The organism is Rhodocyclus tenuis (assembly GCF_014197755.1).
In the GTDB taxonomy this organism is placed as follows: Bacteria; Pseudomonadota; Gammaproteobacteria; order Burkholderiales; family Rhodocyclaceae; genus Rhodocyclus; species Rhodocyclus tenuis.
In genome coordinates this window covers 61,628-79,481 of the sequence record NZ_JACIGE010000007.1, presented here as the reverse complement: position 1 = coordinate 79,481, position 17,854 = coordinate 61,628, and the positions used below count along the sequence as shown (strand labels likewise).

The window sequence follows — 17,854 nt, the reverse complement described above, 5'->3', positions numbered from 1 at the left end:
GCAAGGAAGTGTTCCCGGCAATTGAATTGACCGCGAGTGCGTTTGCCTGAACTGGCGTCAGCCAGCATTGTCGCGGTGCGGGCGAGGCTTGCCAAGGGCTTGTGTGACGAAAGTAATAGGACGCGCCAGTCTGCTGAAGGTCGCGTTCAGGCCTTCAGCGCCGTCAGCACCTCTTCCAGCATCTTCTTCGCGTCACCGAAGAGCATGCGGTTGTTGTCCTTGTAGAACAGCGGGTTGTCGACGCCGGCATAGCCCGAGGCCATCGAACGCTTCATGACGATCGAGGTTTTCGCCTTCCACACTTCGAGCACCGGCATGCCGGCGATCGGCGAGCCCGGGTCTTCCTGCGCCGCCGGGTTCACGATGTCGTTGGCGCCGATCACCATCGACACGTCGGTGTCGGGGAAGTCCTCGTTGATCTCGTCCATCTCCATCACGATGTCGTAAGGCACCTTGGCTTCGGCGAGCAGCACGTTCATGTGCCCCGGCATGCGCCCGGCCACCGGGTGGATGCCGAAGCGCACGTTCACGCCGCGCTCGCGCAAGGTGCGCGTGATCTCGAACACCGTGTGCTGCGCCTGCGCCACCGCCATGCCGTAGCCGGGGACGATGACGACGTTCTTGGCGTCCTTGAGCAGTTCGGCGGTTTCCTGCGCGCTGATCGCGGTCACCTCGCCGACCGGTTCGCCGTCGGCTTTCTTGGCCGTCTTCTTGGCGCCGCTGCCGAAACCGCCGGCGATGACGCTGATGAAGTTGCGGTTCATCGCCCGGCACATGATGTAGGAGAGGATCGCACCGCTCGAACCGACCAGCGCGCCGGTGACGATCAGCAGGTCGTTGGAGAGCATGAAGCCGGTCGCCGCTGCCGCCCAGCCCGAATAGCTGTTGAGCATCGACACCACCACCGGCATGTCGGCGCCGCCGATGGCCATCACCATGTGGATGCCGAAGAGCAGGGCGATTGCCGTCATCACCAACAGCGGCAGCATGCCGGCGGCGATGCTTTCCGCCTGCAGGAACTGCCAGCCGAAGAAGCCGACGGCGAGCAGGCCGGCGAGGTTGAGCCAGTGCCGTCCGGGCAGCAGTAGCGGCTTGCCGCCGATGCGTGCCGACAGCTTGCCGAAAGCGATCAGTGAGCCGGAGAAGGTGATCGCGCCGATGAAGACGCCGATGTAGATCTCGACCTCGTGGATGCTCTTTTCGGCGCCGGCGAGTTCGCTGGTCGGGTCGATGAAGCTGGCGAAGCCGACGAGCATGGCGGCGAGACCGACCAGGCTGTGCATCAGCGCGACCAGTTCGGGCATCTGCGTCATCTTCACCGTACGCGCGGCATAGAGGCCGATGCTGCCGCCGACGAGCATGGCGCCGATGATCCACGGAATGCCGGCAGCACTGACCTGCGGGCCGAAAACCGTGGCGAGCACGGCGATCGCCATGCCGGCCATGCCGTAGGCGTTACCGCGACGCGAGCTTTCCGGGTTCGACAAGCCACCGAGGCTGAGGATGAACAGGATTGCGGCAGCGATATAGGAAACGGAAGCGAGACTGGCAGACATGACTTTCCCTTACTTGCGGAACATCGCCAGCATGCGGCGGGTGACGGCAAAGCCGCCGAACATGTTGATCGCGGTGAGGACGATGCCGGCGACGGCCAGCCAGCGGATCCAGTCGTCGCCGCGTGGCACGCCGCCAGCGGCCAGGGGCGGCGCGATCTGCACCAGCGCGCCGATGGCGATGATGCTGGAAATGGCGTTGGTGACGCTCATCAGCGGCGTGTGTAGCGCCGGCGTCACGTTCCAGACGACCATGTAGCCGACGAAGCAGGCGAGGACGAAGACGGTGAAGTGGCCGAGGAAAGCCGCCGGCGCATAGGCGCCGATCAGCCAGAACAATGCCGCGCCGAGCCCGAAGATGATCGCCAGCGTGCTGCCCGCCATCGGTGCGCCGGAAGCGCCGTGCGCCGACTTCTTTTCCGGCGCCGGAACGGCTGCCGCCGGTTTGGCCTGCGCCGGTGCCGCCGAGAGTTTCGGCGGCGGTGGCGGCCAGGTCACTTCGCCGTCCTTGATGACGGTGGCGCCGCGGATCACCTCGTCGTCCATATTGACGTTGAGCAGGCCGTCCTTGGCCTTGCACAGTTCTTCGGTCAGGCGCAGCAGGTTGGTCGCGTACAGCGTCGACGCCTGCTTGGAAAGCCGGCTCGGCAGGTCGGCGTAGCCAATGATGGTGACGCCGTGGCGGACGACGACCTCGCCGGGAACGGTCAGCGCGCAGTTGCCGCCCTGTTCGGAAGCGAGGTCGACGATGACGCTGCCTGGACGCATGCTCTGCACCATTTCGGCGGTGATCAGCTTCGGCGCCGGCCGGCCGGGAATCAGCGCGGTGGTGATGATGATGTCGACTTCCTTCGCCTGTCTGGCGAAGGTTTCGAGCTGCGCTTTCTGGAAGCCTTCGGACATTACCTTGGCGTAGCCGCCGACGCCGGTTCCTTCCTCGGTGTACTCGACCGGCACGAATTCGCCGCCGAGCGACTTGATCTGGTCGGCGACTTCGGGGCGCGTGTCGTTGGCGCGAACGATCGCGCCGAGACCGACGGCGGCACCGAGCGCTGCCAGACCGGCGACGCCGGCACCGATGATGAAGACCTTGGCCGGCGGCACCTTGCCGGCGGCGGTGATCTGGCCGGTGAAGAAGCGGCCGAAGTGATGCGCCGCCTCGATCACCGCGCGATAGCCGGCGATGTTGGCCATCGAACTCAAGGCGTCCATCTTCTGCGCGCGCGACATGCGCGGCACGCTGTCCATCGCCAGTACGGTCACCTTGCGCGCGGCGAGCGCCTGCATCAGTTCGGGGTTCTGCGCCGGCCAGATGAAGCTGACCAGCGTCGCGCCTTCCTTGAGCAGCGCCACCTCGTCCATGCTCGGCGCGCGCACCTTGAAGACGATGTCGGCGCTGCGCCAAAGTTCGTCGGCGCTGGCGGCGATGCGCGCGCCGGCAGCGACGTAGGTTTCGTCGGCAAAATTGGCCAGTTCGCCGGCGCCGCTCTCGACCAGCACCGAAAAGCCGAGCTTGATCAGCTTTTCGGTAACGTCCGGGACGGTGGCGACACGTTTCTCGGCGGGGTAGGTTTCCCTCGGGATTCCTATGGTCAGAGACATGGCTGGACTTTCAGCGGAAGAATTGAAGAGCGATGCAAGGAGTGGTCGCGCCAAGCCGGGCACGGTGATGGCCGGCGCTCCGTCGCAGTTGCAGCGGCGGGCAGTGACGGCTGACTCGATTGCGGGGCGAGCGCAAGGTGGTCGTCTCCGACAGGCGAACCGGGACGCCTGGCGGGGTGTTGTCGAATGCGCGGGCGGGACTCAAGCAGAGGGTCGCAGTGTGTTGATTGTCAGCACGACAGCAGCGCCGCCGGGAGCCCGGATTTTAAGCGAAATCCGCGTCCGGGAAGGGGGGCAGACAAAAGTGCGAGGGGCATTCTGCGCAATATCCTGAAGCTGGCAAGCGTCCGTTGGGGGAATCGGCCGTCGGGCAGCTTTCCCGTCCTGCCGTGCTGACGGGTTCATTGCGCCGATTGCGAGCTTCAGACAACACCTGTGGGGTGCGAAGTTCCCGGGCGGCGACGAAAATCGTCAGGCCGTTTGCCGGAAATTGCATTTTTGCCGGTTCGCTAGCGCGCCGGCGGCAAGCGGCCCTGCCGGCAGTGATCCCGCCGGCAGGGTCTGCGCTGGCGCCGCGATTACAGCGAACGGCGCTTGCGGTCGAGCAGTTGCAGCAGCATCGGCGTGAAGATCAGTTGCATGGCGAGGCTCATCTTGCCACCGGGACAGACGATGGTGTTCGGCCGCGACATGAACGAGTCGTGCAGCATGGTCAGCAGGTAGGGGAAATCGATTCCCTTCGGGTTGGCGAAGCGGATCACCAGGAAGCTCTCGTCGGGACTCGGAATGTCGCGCGAGGTGAAGGGGTTGGAGGTATCCACCGTCGGCACGCGCTGGAAGTTCACGTGCGTTTCCGAGAACTGCGGCGCGATGATGTTCACGTAGTCGGGCATGCGGCGCAGGATCGTGTCGACCACCGCCTCGGTCGAATAGCCGCGCATCGCCTTGTCGCGGTGCAGCTTCTGGATCCACTCGAGGTTGATGATCGGCACGACGCCGATGCGCAGGTCGACATGCCGGGCGACGTCGATTTTGCCCGTCTTCACCGCGCCGTGCAGACCTTCGTAGAAGAGCAGATCGCTGCCTTCAGGCAGTTTCTCCCACTCGGTGAAGGTGCCGGGTGGTGCGCCGAAGCGCAGCGCTTCGGCGTCGTCGTGCACGTAGTGGCGGGCGCGGCCGCTGCCGGTTTCGCCGTACAGGCGAAACAGCTCTTCCAGCTCTTCGAGCAGATTGTTTTCAAGGCCGAAGTGGCTGAAATGCTGGTTTCCCGAGGCCGCCGCTTCGGCCATCTTGGCCTTCATTTCCTTGCGGTCGTAGCGGTGGAAGGAATCGCCTTCGATGATCGCGGCGTTGATCTTCTCGCGCCGGAAGATGTTCTCGAAAGTGCGCGTGACCGACGTGGTGCCGGCGCCGGACGAACCGGTGATGGCGATGACCGGATGCCTGATCGACATGTGTTTTTTCTCCTGGAGGTGGACGCGGGGGTGGAGAGCTGCGAAAGGGAATGCGCGAAGACCGGTGGCGGCTAGGAATCGTTGGAGAACAGCGAGCGCGTACCGAACAGCGGCGAGGTGAAGGGCTTGTCCTCGCCACGATCGTAGTCGCTGTGGTAACGCACCAGGCGCTCGACTTCCTCGCGCGATCCGAGAATCACCGGCACGCGCTGGTGCAGCGATTCGGGCTGCAGTTGCAGGATGTCCTGGCGTCCGGTCGAGGCGCGGCCGCCGGCCTGTTCGATGATCATGGCCATCGGATTGGCCTCGTAGAGCAGACGCAGGCGGCCGGGTTTCGACGGGTCCTTGGTGTCGCGCGGATACATGAAGACGCCGCCGCGCATCAGGATGCGATGCACTTCGGCGACCATCGAGGCGATCCAGCGCATGTTGAAGTCCTTGCCGCGCTCGCCGGTCTTGCCGGCCAGACATTCGTCGACGTAGCGGCGTACCGGCGGCTCCCAGAAGCGCTCGTTCGAGGTGTTGATGGCAAATTCGCGCGTTGCCGGCGCCACCTTCAGGTCGGGGTGGGTGAGCAGGAACTCGCCGATCTCGCGGTCGAGCGTGAAGCCGTGCACGCCGTTGCCGACGCTGAGCACGAGCATCGTCGCCGGGCCGTAGATGGCGTAGCCGGCGGCGACCTGCTGCGTTCCCGGCTGCAGGAAGTCGGCCTCGGTCGGGTTCTTGATATCGCCGCGACAGCGCAGGATCGAGAAAATGCTGCCGACCGAAAGATTGACGTCGATGTTCGACGAGCCGTCGAGCGGGTCAAACACCAGCAGGTAGGCGCCGCGCGGGTGCGTCGCCGGAATCGGCAGGATCTCGTCCATTTCTTCCGATGCCAGCGCGGCCAGATGGCCGCCCCATTCGCAGTGATGCAGGAAGCTGTCGTTGGCCAGCACGTCGAGTTTCTTCTGCGCTTCGCCCTGCACGTTGTCGCTGCCGGCGTCGCCGAGCACGCCGGCGAGCGCCCCGCGCGAGACGCTCTGCGCTATCGTCTTGCAGGAACGCACGATGTCGCTGACCAGCATCGAAAAATCGCCGGCCAGTGCGGGGTTGCGGCGTTGTTCCTCGACCAGAAACTTGTTGACGTTGGTGCGTCCGAATAGCATGCGAGTGGCTCCCCTGGATGTATGCGCCCTAGGGCGCTGAAATGACCGACACTCGACTTCCGTGGAAGAGAGAGTCTAAACGTTTTTGTTGTGCCGACGCCAAGCGCCGGCACCCTGCCCGGAATGCTCCCCGATGAGAAATGCCAGTGTCCGTAACGCCACCTTGCGCCAGTTGCAGATCTTCGTCGTCGCCGCAACGCGGCTGTCGTTTGCCCGTGCCGCCGAGGAACTGCATCTGACGCAGGCGGCGATTTCGCTGCAGATCCGCCAGCTCGAGGAAGTCGCCGGAATCAACCTGTTCGAGCGCATCGGCAAGCGCGTTTTCCTCACCGAGGCCGGCGAAGCGCTGCTCGGCCATGCGCGCGACATCCAGCAGTCGCTGCGCGATGCCGACGAATCGCTGTCGGCACTGAAGGGCTTGCGCGGTGGCCGCATTGCCGTCGCCGCGGCGAGCACCGCCGAATACTTCGCGCCGGCGCTGCTCTCGCAGTTTCGTGGGCTCTACCCGGAACTGCGCCTGCGTCTGCTGATCGACAATCGCGAAACGGTTTACCGGCTGCTCGCCAGCAACGAGGTCGATGTGGCGATCATGGGTCGGCCGCCGGCCGACATGGACAGCGAAACGACGGTGCTGGCGCCGCATCCGCTGGTGTTCATCGCCGCCGCCGGGCATCCGCTGGCGCAGCGCCACGGCCTGCGCATCGACGAAATCACCGGTGAAACACTGATCGCACGCGAGGCCGGTTCGGGCACGCGTTCGGCGATGGAAGAGTTTTTCGCCGGCCAGTCGCAGCGACCGCGCATCGGCATGGAAATGGGCAGCAACGACGCCATCAAGCAGGCCGTTGTTGCCGGGCTGGGAATCGGCTTCGTCTCGCGGCATACGCTCGGGCTCGAGTTCTCCGCCGGCAAGCTCGCCATTCTCGACGTTGAAGGCACGCCGGTGATGCGCCGCTGGCATCTGGTCCGCCTGCGCAGCAAGCGGCAGACGCCAGCGCTGGCGGCGTTCTGGGATTTCATCCTCGAACGCGCGCCGGCCTACCTCGCCGAGCAGCTGTGAAGGCTGCCGGCGCGGTTTCGGACAGGATCGCATCGCGACGTGCGCTTGCTGGCAGTGAGCGAGGCTCAGGCGGCGACGCCGAGCTTCTGCCGCCAGCCCGGGTAGAGCTTGTCGGCATCGCTGGTGAAGGATTCGAAAGCGCCCGCGAGTTCCTTGTGTTCCTTGGCGTAATCGACGAGGTCGATTCCCTTCTGCCAGGCTTCGTGCGCCTGGCGCAGCGACAGCGCGCCGGCAACGCCGCCGTCCTTGTGGCCGAAGGCGCCGCCGCCCGAGGTCTGGATCACGTTCGAGTGGCCGAGGTTGCTGAAGAAGCCGGGAAGACGCAGCGCGTTCATGCCGCCCGAGATGATCGGCGTCGTTGCCTTGGTGCCCAGCCATTCCTGGCGGTAGTAGGGGCCTTGCGCGACATCCTGGTCGAGCATGTAGGCGATAGCGCGGTCGGCCGACTCGCCTTCCATCTTGCCGAAGCCCATGGTGCCGGTATGGATGCCCGAAGCGCCCTGCAGACGCGACATCTTGCAATGCACGAAAGCGGTGTAGCCGCGCTTCGCCTGCGGGCTGGTGACGGCGCCGTGGCCGGCACGGTGGTAGTGCAGGAACTGCTTCGGGAAGCGGCGGCGGCAGGTGGTCACTGCGGTGGCGCCGGCAACATAGCCGTCAACCAGGAAAGCGACGTGGTGCGCGTTTTCGGCGAAGGTTTCGAGGATGTACTCGCCGCGGGCGATCATCTCGAAGGGGTCGTCGGCGGTGATGTTGGCCGAGAACAGCTTGGCTTCGCCGGTGGTGTCCTGCGCGCGGCGCATCGCGTCGGCGACCAGCGTGATCGTTTCCTTGAGCGGCGCGAAGGTCTGGTTGCCCTGCGGTTCGTCGTTCTTGATGAAGTCGCCGCCGAGCCAGAACTCGTGGCAGGCGTCGGCGAAGGGCTTCGGCCGCAGGCCGAGCTTGGGCTTGATGATGGTGCCGGCGATCATGCCGCCGTTGGTCAGCGGCCGGCCGAGAATGCGCCACAGGTCGGTGATGTTGACCGCCGGGCCGTCGAACAGCTGCAGGTAGGCCGGCGGCACGTAGAAGTCGTGCATCTTGGCGTATTCGACGTCGCCCATGCCCTGGTTGTTGCCGATGGTCAGCGTCAGGAACGAGGCGATCATGGCGCGGCCGTCGGTGATGTTGCGGTCGAACAGCGCCAGCGGGTAGGCGATCTTCATCAGGAAGTCGCCGTCGGGGCGAGCCGTCACCTCATAGACCAGCGCGTCGACGCCACGCGTGAAATCGTCGGTGGTGCACACCTCGACGTTGGTGCCGGTCGACGATTCGGCGGCGAAGTGCGCTGCCGTCGACACCGCCTCATAGCCGGCCTTGGGCTTGAAGTGGTAGGCACAGAGGACGTGACCGCCATTGCGGATCAGGTCTTCTTCCTTGAGGGCGAGGTTGGCGTAGCGGTTCGACTGGTCCATGGTGCGTTCTCCGTGAGTGAGAGGTTCAGATGCCCGAGCGGGCGGCGATGTCCTGCGCATGCTGCTTTCCTGCGAAATCGTGCTGCTGATTCTTGCTGCCGTGCCAGCGGATGAGGTCGGAGAGGCTGACGAAGCCGCCTGCCGGTTCCGGGCCGGCAAGCGAACGGGCCGGTGCGTCGGCTTCGCCGAGACCGTCGAGGACCGCGAGGGCGCCGGCAAAGTTCTCGGCTGCCGTGGCCGCGTGCGCGGTGACGACGACCGGAACGCCGGCCGCCAGCGCTGCGGCGGTGCCCACCGCCGAATCCTCGATGGCGAGGCATTCGTCAGCGGCGAGCCCGAGCGCGTCAATCACGTACTGGTAAATGTCCGGCGCCGGCTTCTTGCTGGCGACGACGTCGCCAGCGCCGATGCAGGCAAAGCGCGTCAGCGCGTCGGCGCCGAGTTGCCCATTGATCAGCGCGCGCACGCTGTCCGGCGAGGTGGTCGTGGCGATGGCGGCGACGAGGCCGGCGGCGGCGATCTCGTCGAGCAGACGGCGGATGCCGGGGCGCAGCGTGATCGCGCCGGCAGCGGCGCGCGCGGCATAAAGCTCGGTCTTGCGCCGGTGCAGATTGGCGACCAACTGCGGAAAATCCGCGCGCCGCGCGAACTCCGCGTGCTTGCGAAGAGCATAATGTGCGATGCGTTCCTTGCCGCCGGTGACTGCCAGCAGTTCGAGGTATTCGGCCGGCGACCAGTGCCAGTCGAGGCAGGCATCGGCGAAGGCCTGATTGAACGCCGGCAGGTGACCGTCGAGCTCGGTTTCGGCAAGCGTGCCATCGACATCGAAGATTACCGCACGCAAGGCAGGGCGGAGCTTGGTGTTGGCGGTGCTGGCAGTGCTGTCGCTGGCGAGTGGGGAGCTTGCTGCAAGGCGGGGCATTGCGTGTCCTGAGTGGCTTGCTGCTGATCGATGCATGCAGTCTAGGTGAGATATCCGTTTATTTGAAGTTAATGTTTTTTGGTGTTTAGGCAAGTAAAAGCTTACTTATCACGGTGGCCCCGAATGCCCATGAACGAACATGTCAATAGAGTCCTCGACGCCGTTGCCGAGCGACTCGGGCGCGCGCAGAGCGTGCTCTTCATCACCGGTGCCGGCATCTCGGCCGACTCCGGACTGCCGACCTATCGCGGCGTCGGCGGCCTGTACAACGATACGGCGACCGACGAGGGCCTCGCCATCGAGGAGCTGCTCTCGGCGCAGGTCTTCGCCGTGCGTCCCGACCTCACCTGGAAGTATCTGGCTCAGATCGAGTCGGCGTGCCGTGGCGCGGAGCCAAACGCCGCGCATCGGGCGATTGCGGAGCTGGAGTCGCACCTGCAGCGCACGACGGTGCTGACGCAGAACGTCGACGGGCTGCATCGGCAGGCGGGCAGCCGCAACGTCATCGAGATCCACGGCAACCTGCAGCAACTGCACTGCCCGCTCTGTGCCTATGAAGAGCGTGCCGACAGCCTCGCCGGACGCGACTTGCCCCCGCTGTGCCCGGTTTGCGCCAGCGTGCTGCGGCCAAAGGTGGTGCTCTTTGGCGAAGCGCTGCCGGAAGGCGCGATCGCACGCCTGGTCGCCGCCGCCGATGAGGGTTTCGACATGGTCTTCAGCATCGGCACCTCGAGCGTCTTTCCCTACATCACGCAGCCGGTGCTGTGGGCGGTCGACTCTGGCGTGGCGACGGTCGAGATCAATCCGCAGCGAACGCAGTTGTCCGGCGTCGTCGACCATTACCTGCCACTCGGCGCGGCAGCGGCGATGAGCGGCTTGATGAAGCGGCTGGCACGCTAGCTGCGCGGCTCCTGGCGCCAGACCGCCAGACCGAACGGCCGCTGGTTTGCGCACCTGGACAGCCCGGTGTGCGGCTGGTTTCCTGTGGCGACGCCCTGATTTTTCTCTCTCCCGGATCCTGAGCCAATGCGCGTACGCTCTGCACCAAAAGCGTGCGTCGACGCTGTGCTGCGCCAAAATATGTCGCGCATCGGGCGTAAAACCGCGCTGTAATTAGGGTTATATGGCGAAGGTCATAGGCACTGAATGTGCTTTGCACAGCCGCCCGCGGTGTTTGCGGTGCCTTGTGGAGATATTTTGATGAGACGGCGTAACAAATCCAGCACCAAGACCGATCTGAACTATCTGGCACGCTTCATGGGCGCACTCGCCCCTGACAAGAAGCGACTGAACGAGATTCAGGCGGTCTATGACAACCTTACGCTGCTCGGGCAGTTGCTCGGTGCCGGCACCGACATCACCGGCATGCGCCGCGATTTCCAGGCGCTGGCGTCGGTGCTCCTTGAACAACTGGCGCAGGAGCATTACAAGAAGGCGACGCTGAATCTCAGTTCTTGCGCACGCGTCGCCATCGACGTGCTGATCCGCAACCTGTTCGAACGGACGGCTGACATCGGCTTTCTCGCCACCGATGGCGAGGTCTGCGCCTTTGCCGAGGCGGTCGAAGCCGATCCGGCACTGGCGCGCGATGCCGCCTGGCAAGCGCGCATCGGTTCGCACTTTGCCGAGTACGTCGCCAAGTACTCGGTCTATCACAACATCATCCTGCTCTCGCCGCAGGGCGAAGTCCTCGCGCAGCTCGACGGCGCCAACCCGGTAACGCAGTCGCACGATCCGCTGCTGGCGGAGGCGCTGACGACCGAAGCTGCTTACGTCGAAGTGTTCCGCAGTACCGATCTGCTGTCGGACGAGCCGAGCCCGCTGATCTACGCCTATCGGGTCATGTCCAAGGACGGCAGTCGTCCGGTCGGTGTGCTCTGCCTGTGTTTCAGGTTCGCCGACGAGTGCCAGCGCATCTTTGACAGTCTGGTGTCCGAGGACGACTGGAGCGTCGTGACGCTGATCGCGCCCGACGGACGCATCATTGCCAGCAGCGATCCCTACCAGTTCCCCGTCGATGCACGCGTCGAGCCGGTGCCGGACAATGCCTGCCGGATCCTGCGCTTTGCCGGCCGCGAGTATCTGGCGACAACCCGCGCGGCGACGCCGTATCAGGGATACGCCGGTCCGGGTTGGCTGGGTCAGGTCATGGCGCCGCTCAACCATGCCTTTGAGATGGCGGAGGCGCTCGAACTGGAGGGTATTCCCGAGGATTTTCTCGCCAGTGTGCTCGACGTGGCGACGCTGTTCAGCCAGTCGTTGCGTGATATTCCGCTCAAAGCTACATCGATCCAGCAGGAGCTCAACCGCTCGGTGTGGAACGGCAACATCTGGCTGGCACGCGAGAACAACACCCACAATGCCGAGTTCGCCAAGGTATTGCTGCGCGAGATCGGCGCAACCGGGCTGCATACCCGCCGGGTTTTCAGCGAATCGACCAGCAATCTGTACAAGACGGTCGTCTCGTCGGTGCTCTTCGATTGCGGCACGCAGGCGGCGCTGGCGATCGACATCATGGACCGCAACCTCTATGAACGCGCCAATGATTGCCGCTGGTGGGCGCTGACGCGCGAATTCCGCGAGGCACTGGGCAGCGCCTCCCTGCAAGACGAGGCGCTGCGCCAGCGGCTGACCCGAATCCTTCGTCAGATCAACGATCTTTATACCGTCTACACCAACCTGATCCTGTTCGATCAGAGTGGCCGCGTCGTTGCCGTTTCCAATCCGGCATACAACGACCAGTTGGGCAAGCCGGTGAACGAAAACTGGGTGCGCAGCTGCCTGGGTCTGCGTGACGGACAGAACTATTGTGTGTCTGACTTCGTGGCGAGCGATCTCTACGCCGGTGAGGCCACCTACGTCTTTTCCGCCGCGGTCAGGGGAATCGATGACGGCGAGCCGGTCGGTGGCATCGCCATCGTTTTCGACGCCACGACGCAGTTCAAGGCAATGCTCAACGATGCCCTGCCGCGTCAGGAAGACGGTAGCGTCGTGCCGGGGGCCTTTGCCGTATTCACCGAGGCCGACGGCTGGATCATCGCCAGTACGCAACCGGACCTTGCCAGCGGTGGGCGGCTGAACCTGAGTCCGGCGTTCTTTGCGCTGGCGCAGGGCGAGAGTACGGCCAACATTGTCGCCCACGAAGGCCGCTATTACGCGGTGGGCTCGTGTAAGGGCTCCGGCTATCGCGAGTACAAGTCAGCCGGCGACTCCTACCAGCAGGAGGTGCTGGCGCTGATCTTCACGCCATTGTCCGAGCGGCTGGCCGAGGCTGGGCGGATCACCCAGCGGGAAACGGCCGGCAGCGAATACCGGGTCAGTCAGCAGTCGCGCAAGGCCGATCTGTGCGATATCGCCACTTTCTATATTGGGCACCAGTGGTTCGGCCTGCCTCCGGAAGTGGTACTGGCTGCCGTCGATACGGAGCGCTTGACGCCGGTGCCAGGCAGCTGCGAATGGATCGCCGGCTGCCTGATGTTCGACGATCAGGCGCTGCCGGTGGTCGACATCTCCCCGGCCTTGAGTGCGAAGCGTCAGGGTGGCGAACGGCGGCAGCGTGACGGGATGCTCGACAGGCGTCAGGTACTCGTTCTGCAAGCGGGCACGCCGCCTACCCGCTTCGGCTTGATCGTCGATACGCTGGGCGAAGTCACCAGCATCGAGGCGCAGCGCATCGAACCAGTGCCTGCGCTGCTGGCGGACGGGCAATCGCTGGTCGACAGCCTCGTCAAGCCGGGGGTCGAAGAGCGCGAGCGTCGCATCCTCATCATCCTGTCTCTTACGAAGATACTCGAGCGCAGTTCGCTGCGTAAGCTGTCGGTGACAGACATGCTGATCCGCGAAGCCGCTTGACGAAAGCCGGGCGCTGTCCGAGGCATCTACCGGTCAGTGCCCGCCGGCCTTTCGGATCACCGGCGCGCCGCCGCCACAGCCGCTGACGCCTTCGTTCAGAACAGGGTCAGGCCGGCAACCAGCGTCGTCACCACGGCGTAGGGCAGCGCCATCCACAGCATGCGGCCGTAGCCCAAGCGGATCAGCGGCGCCACCGACGATGTCAGCAGGTAGAGAAACGCTGCCTGGCCGTTGGGCGTCGACATGCTCGGGATCCCCGTTCCCATGACCACCGCCACCGACTGTGCGTCGAACAGTTCGCGCGTCGTCAGCCCGGCGTCGAAGGCGGCTTTCAGTTCCTTCATGTAGATCGCGGCGACGAAGACGTTGTCGCTGATCGCCGACAGTGCGCCGTTGGTGGCGAAGATCATGAATACCTGTAGCCGCGGTTCGAGCGACAGTACCCATTCGATTACCGCGTTGAACATGTGCAGGCTGCCGATCATGGCGACGATGACGTAGAAGACGACCAGCAATGACGCGAACGGCAGTCCGGGCATGAAGGCTTCGGCGACATGGTGCTCGTCGGTGACGCCGGCCAGCGCCGAGACGACGACGATCACGGCCAGGCCGATCAGCCCGATTTCGGCGATGTGCAGGGCCAGCGCGACGACCATCAGCACCGCCACCACCGCCTGCATGATCAGCAGCAGGCGATCTCGCGGCGTCTGCCGGGTGCGCTGCGCGCTTTCCTCGTCGAGCAGGATCTGGCGAACGCTCGCCGGCAGTTCGGTGCCGTAGCCGAACCACTTGAACTTCTCGATCACCCAGCAGGTGAGGATGCCGGCAAGCAGTGTCGGGATACTGCTCGGCGCCACCTTGAGCAGGAATTCCATGAAGTTCCAGCCGGCCTCGTTGCCGATGACGATGTTTTCCGGTTCGCCGACCAGCGTGCACACGCCACCGATGGCGGTGCCGATGGCGCCGTGCATGAGCAGGCTGCGCAGCACGGCGCGGAACTGCTCGAGGTCCTGGCGGTGCTGTTCATGCACATACTCGTCGGTGACATCCGGGTCGTCGTGATGGCTGCGCGTCGACACGACGCGGTGATAGACCTCGTAGAAGCCGAGCGAGACGGCGACGAGCACGGCGAGGATGGTGAGCGCGTCGAGGAAGGCCGAGGCGACCGAGACGACGACGATGACCACCAGATTGAGCGTGACGCGTGAGCGGATGCCGAGCAGGATGCGGCTGATCATGCGGTAGAGCATGTCGCGCAGGAAATGCACGCCGGCAACCATGAAGATCACCAGCAGCAGCACCGGCAGGCCGTGCTCGACCTCGTGATAGATCGCGTGCGTGTCGGTCAGGCCGAGCGCTACCGCCTGCAGCGCGAGTAGTCCGCCGGGTTGCAGCGGAAAGCACTTCAGCGCCATGGTCAGCGTGAAGATGAATTCGCCGAGGATCAGCCAGCCGGTGGTCAGCGCACCGAGGCTGAAGAAGACGCCGACGTTGAGGCAGAGGAAGAAGATGATCAGCCGCTTGTACCAGCGCGGCGTATGGCCGAGAAAACTGTCGCCGATGAGGCGGAACACGCTGCCTTCCTGAATGTGCGCTGCCATGCTAGTCCTTGGCCGGAAACGGATGGGAGTGCTTACTCGCAGGCACCGACCGAGGGTGTCTTGCATACCCTGCCGTCGATCCAGGTGGCGCCGGACAGCCGCGTACCGACGAGCCGGGTGCGCTGCAGCGACGCGCCGCGCAGATCGGCCTGGCGGAGGTTGGCGTGGTTGAGGAAAGCGCCGTCGAGCTTTGCCTTGCGCAGGTCGGCGTGCTGCAGGTCGGCGTTGATCAGGTTGCTGCGCGTGAGGTCGGCGCCGGCGAGGCGCGCATGCGAGAAGTCGGCGCTGACCATGTGTGCTTTGTCGAGGCGCGCCCCGGCGAGCTGCGCGCCGTGCAGGCTGGCGTGTTCGAGGTTGGCCGAATGCAGGTTGGCGCCTTCGAGATTGGCTTCGCCGAGGTCGCTTCGCTTCAGGCGAGCGAACTGCAGGTTCGCACCGCGCAGGTCGGCGCCCTTGAGCTGGCTGCCGGCGAGGTTGCTGTTCTCGAGATTGGCGTCGCGGAAGTTGCCGCCCTGCAGGTCGGCGTTCACCCAGGCGACATCCCTGAGCGCGGCGCCGGGACACTCCGCTGCCGCCTGCGCAGCGCATTGCGCATGGGTTTCGCAGGTGGTAAAGGCAAGCGCGACGACGACGATGCGGAGGATCTTCGGATTGCAGGTTCTGGCGGGCGAGTGACTGTTCATGGCGACTGTGACTCTGTTGGGCAAGCGATCAATGCCGCCGAGCATAGAGAAATCGACAGACGCCGAAAATTCGGGAAAGACTTACGGGGTAACGCGGTGTCGGGCCTCGGCGGCCGGCTCGCAGCGGTGTGCCGAGCGCCTGCCGTGGCCGGCGCGCGCGTCGTGCCGGCCTGCATCTAGGGGCAGCCCGTATGGGCGTGCCTGATGCGCGGCGTGGGGCAATCGTGGACAATCGACGCATGCCAGCCTCCAGGATTGCCATTCCGGAAAGAACCCGGCCTTTTGTGCACGGGCTCTTCTTCGTCCTCGCCTATGTCGCTCTCGACTGGGCGAGCTATCTGCATCCGATGTACGGGCTCAACATCACGCCGTGGAATCCGTCGCTGGCGCTCGGTCTGGTGTACTGGTTTCGCGTCGGCCGCATCGCCGCCATTCCGTGGTTTGCGGCAATCCTCATCGGCGAGGGCGTCGTCCGTGGCCTGCCGGCAACGCTGCCGATGACACTGGCGCTGTCGGCAGCACTTACTCTCGGCTACGGCGGCATCGCCGAAGCCTTGCGCCGGCATGCGGTTGGCGCCGTGCTGCAGGACCGGCAGCGGCTGCTCTTCTGGCTGGCCATCGTCCTCGCAGGCACCTTGCTGACCAGTGGCATCTACATCGCGCTGCTGCTCTTTGCCGGGCTGATCCCGGTTGGCGACGGAGCGGTGGCGATGGTGCGTTTCTGGATCGGCGACTGGGTCGGCATCGTCGTCACCATGCCCTTCTTCTGGCTCCTCTTCGACGCCGACGACCGGCTGCGCGCGTATCTGTTGCGCTGGGAGACGGCCGCCTATGCCGGCCTTGCCGCGCTGATGCTGTGGGTGTCGTTCGGACTCGGTGGCGCCGGCGAGTTCCAGTATTTCTACCTGCTCTTCCTGCCGCTGGTGTGGGCAGCGGCGCGGCAGGGCGTCGCTGGCGCCGCCATCGCCGCCTTTGCCTTGCAGGCCGGCATCATCGTTGCCGTGCAGTGGCAGAACCTCGTCGCGGTGACGGTGTTCGAGCTGCAACTGCTTGGCGCCGTGCTCGCTGCGGTCGGCCTCTTCATCGGCGCGGTCGTCGATGAAAAGCAGCGCGTCAGCGATGAGCTGCGCCAGTCGCTGCGTCTTGCCGCTGCCGGCGAAATGGCCGGCGCGCTGGCGCACGAACTCAACCAGCCGTTGACCGCGCTGTCGATCTACGCTAGCGCCTGCGAACAACTGCTCGACCGTGGCGAAACCGGCGAACGGCTGCGCGAGACGATCCGCCGGCTGGTGCAGGAATCGCGGCGCGCCGGCGACGTCGTGCAGCGGCTGCGCGATTTCTTCCGTACCGGCGCGACGCGTCTTGAACGCGTCGCCGTCGGCGATCTGCTCGCTGCCGCTGCCGAGCGCTTCGCCGCACGCAGGGCGGAGCAGGGCGTCGCCTTTCAGGTCGATCCGGCGCCGCCGCTGGCGCTGCTGGTCGATCGCCTGCAGCTCGAGCTGGTCCTGCGCAACCTGCTCGCCAATGCCTTCGATGCCGTCGCCGAATTGCCGCCGGGGCAGGCCCGCATCAGGCTTTCGGCGCAGGCCGACGGCGACAGGCGCGTCTGCATCAGTGTCGAGGACAGCGGGCTAGGCCCGTCGCGCGAGGCCGCGGCGCAGCTGTTCGAAGCTTTTCAGTCGACCAAGGCCAGCGGGCTCGGCCTCGGTCTGGCGATCAGTCGTGCCATCGTCGAGGCGCATGGCGGCAGCCTGCGCGCCGAGCTTGGCGATCATGGCGTTTTCAGGATTGTCTTGCCCAGCGAAGGAGAAATCAGCGATGCCGCCTGATGGACAAACCGTATTCATTGTCGATGACGACGCGTCCGTGCGTGACGCGCTGGCGCTCTCGCTCGGGCTGCACGGCTACCCGGTGCTCGTTTTCGGCGACGCCGAAAGCCTGCTCAAGGCGTATCGACCCGACTGGCGAGGGTGCCTGCTGATCGACATCCGCATGCCGGGAATGGACGGTCTCAGCCTGCAGCAGCACTTGCTCGCGGCCGGCTGCGGCATGCCGGCGATCATCATGACCGGCCACGGCGACATCGAGGCGGCGCGCGCGGCGTTTCGCGCGCAGGCGGTCGATTTCCTCGAAAAACCGATCAACCCCGAACGGTTGATCGCTGCGCTCGAGGAAGCCTTCTCGCGCCTGCATCGCGAGCGCGAGGAGGAAGAACGTTTCGCCAGCTACGAGCGTCTGCTGGCAACGCTGACGCCGCGCGAACGCGAGGTGATGGACCTGGTCGTCGCCGGCCGGCATAACCGCGAAATCGCCGCCAGTCTGGGGATCAGTCCGCGCACCGTCGAAGTGTACAAAGCCAACCTGCAGACCAAGCTGCGCGTCGACAACATCCCCGAACTCGTGCGTTTCAGTCTGCTCGGCGATCGCTCGCGGCAATAGGCAGCGTCGTGCACTGTTCGGGGATGCCGGACAGCCAGCCCGTCAGTCTCAGTGGTGGTAGCGGTATTCCTGCGTCAGCCCGC

General features: G+C 65.1%; 13 protein-coding genes. 5 read left to right on the top strand and 8 right to left on the bottom strand.

Annotated elements, in window-relative coordinates; translation table 11 throughout:
- Positions 1–146 precede the first annotated feature (146 nt).
- From pntB to GGD90_RS10515, 4 genes are all read right to left on the bottom strand, one after another.
- Positions 147–1,556 (bottom strand): Re/Si-specific NAD(P)(+) transhydrogenase subunit beta, encoded by a 1,410-nt coding sequence (pntB, locus tag GGD90_RS10530; protein ID WP_153116708.1) that lies wholly within the window; start codon positions 1,554–1,556, stop codon positions 147–149.
- A gap of 9 nt (positions 1,557–1,565) precedes the next feature.
- Positions 1,566–3,155 carry a Re/Si-specific NAD(P)(+) transhydrogenase subunit alpha gene (locus tag GGD90_RS10525; protein WP_153116707.1) on the bottom strand — a complete coding sequence of 530 codons (1,590 nt, stop codon included), beginning with the start codon at positions 3,153–3,155 and terminating at the stop codon, positions 1,566–1,568.
- A 578-nt stretch (positions 3,156–3,733) separates the two neighbouring features.
- Positions 3,734–4,609: a phosphoribulokinase gene (locus tag GGD90_RS10520; protein ID WP_153116706.1), complete on the bottom strand. Its 876-nt coding sequence runs from the start codon at positions 4,607–4,609 to the stop codon at positions 3,734–3,736.
- A 71-nt stretch (positions 4,610–4,680) separates the two neighbouring features.
- Positions 4,681–5,760, bottom strand: coding sequence for a class 1 fructose-bisphosphatase (locus GGD90_RS10515; protein WP_153116705.1), 1,080 nt, complete (start codon positions 5,758–5,760; stop codon positions 4,681–4,683).
- Between the two features lie 133 nt (positions 5,761–5,893).
- On the opposite strand from GGD90_RS10515, the gene GGD90_RS10510 reads away from it, so the two are divergent.
- A complete protein-coding gene (locus tag GGD90_RS10510) occupies positions 5,894–6,820 on the top strand; it encodes a LysR family transcriptional regulator (protein WP_153116704.1) in 927 nt (308 codons plus the stop codon).
- Between the two features lie 65 nt (positions 6,821–6,885).
- On the opposite strand, the gene GGD90_RS10505 is transcribed toward GGD90_RS10510, so the two are convergent.
- Positions 6,886–8,274 carry a ribulose-bisphosphate carboxylase gene (locus GGD90_RS10505; protein ID WP_153116703.1) on the bottom strand — a complete coding sequence of 463 codons (1,389 nt, stop codon included), beginning with the start codon at positions 8,272–8,274 and terminating at the stop codon, positions 6,886–6,888.
- A 25-nt stretch (positions 8,275–8,299) separates the two neighbouring features.
- Positions 8,300–9,196, bottom strand: coding sequence for an HAD-IA family hydrolase (locus GGD90_RS10500; RefSeq protein ID WP_153116702.1), 897 nt, complete (start codon positions 9,194–9,196; stop codon positions 8,300–8,302).
- Positions 9,197–9,325: 129 nt separating this feature from the next.
- Between GGD90_RS10500 and GGD90_RS10495 the strand changes: the two genes are divergently transcribed.
- Both GGD90_RS10495 and GGD90_RS10490 read left to right on the top strand, forming a co-directional pair.
- Positions 9,326–10,096 carry an NAD-dependent deacylase gene (locus tag GGD90_RS10495; RefSeq protein WP_153116701.1) on the top strand — a complete coding sequence of 257 codons (771 nt, stop codon included), beginning with the start codon at positions 9,326–9,328 and terminating at the stop codon, positions 10,094–10,096.
- 300 nt (positions 10,097–10,396) lie between these two features.
- A complete protein-coding gene (locus tag GGD90_RS10490) occupies positions 10,397–13,048 on the top strand; it encodes a chemotaxis protein CheW (RefSeq protein ID WP_184415097.1) in 2,652 nt (883 codons plus the stop codon).
- A 95-nt stretch (positions 13,049–13,143) separates the two neighbouring features.
- On the opposite strand, the gene nhaB is transcribed toward GGD90_RS10490, so the two are convergent.
- Positions 13,144–14,649: a sodium/proton antiporter NhaB gene (gene nhaB / locus GGD90_RS10485; protein ID WP_153116699.1), complete on the bottom strand. Its 1,506-nt coding sequence runs from the start codon at positions 14,647–14,649 to the stop codon at positions 13,144–13,146.
- Positions 14,650–14,681: 32 nt separating this feature from the next.
- Complete coding sequence (locus GGD90_RS10480) at positions 14,682–15,332, bottom strand: pentapeptide repeat-containing protein (RefSeq protein ID WP_184415095.1); 651 nt, start codon at positions 15,330–15,332, stop codon at positions 14,682–14,684.
- Positions 15,333–15,571: 239 nt separating this feature from the next.
- Between GGD90_RS10480 and GGD90_RS10475 the strand changes: the two genes are divergently transcribed.
- Positions 15,572–17,161: an ATP-binding protein gene (locus GGD90_RS10475; protein ID WP_153116697.1), complete on the top strand. Its 1,590-nt coding sequence runs from the start codon at positions 15,572–15,574 to the stop codon at positions 17,159–17,161.
- Entirely contained in the window at positions 17,151–17,771 is a 621-nt protein-coding gene (locus GGD90_RS10470; RefSeq protein ID WP_153116696.1) for a response regulator transcription factor, read from the top strand. The genes GGD90_RS10475 and GGD90_RS10470 overlap by 11 nt, the downstream gene beginning before the upstream one ends.
- Positions 17,772–17,854: the final 83 nt, after the last annotated feature.